The sequence below is a fragment of the Holdemanella sp. genome (assembly GCF_056804935.1).
Window position 1 is genome coordinate 2,641 of the sequence record NZ_DBMEXE010000181.1, and the last position, 665, is coordinate 3,305.

Below are 665 nucleotides of genomic sequence, written 5' to 3' on the forward strand. Positions count from 1 at the left end.
ATTACCAATAAAGATTGTATAGAGGATTCCTAAAATACTAGCAACAGAAATAAAGGAATAAAATATATATTGGAAATTAGATGAATAGAATATAGGTTGGGCATCATAAGAAAGATTGTTTGAAGCAAAATCTTGTACTCTTTCAATAATCGTTGTTTTTCCGCCAGTTAATATTCCTGTAAGCAGTGTTACCACAAACATTTTCCAATAGTTGCGTTTCATGATTTGTTTAGCTTGTTCTTTAACTTGTTGTCGATTCCACATAGGGAGCACCTTCTTCCTTATATTTTAATTTTATCATATAAGAAAATGAATGATGTGGAAAAAGATATATGATTGTATGGTTCGTATAAAGATTTGCATGTATATACTTAAAAACAAAGAAACCATTTTAAGTGTTGGCGTCTTAAAATGGTTTCTTTTGTTTATTATTATTTTTAGGAGAGAGATATGAATATTGGTTTATTTCTATATTCATTGCCTTATCTTTAAGGCACTTATAGAATATCATTCTATGTTGTTGTGAATTTAGTATAACTTTGGTAAATGTTGTGAAATCAGATTGAATTATGTGAAATTGTCAAAATGTGCATCTTTTCTAAAATTTCTTTCTTTTTTTTCGTATTAGAGAGAGGAAAGGAGGAGCTATCTTGAATTCGATTGAT

1 pseudogene is annotated in these 665 nt (G+C 28.3%); it reads right to left on the reverse strand.

What is annotated here, in order from left to right:
- Window positions 1–264 (reverse strand): annotated as a pseudogene (locus ACZQCL_RS07820) (DUF975 family protein); the annotation flags it as partial.
- Between the last annotated feature and the right edge of the window lie 401 nt (window positions 265–665).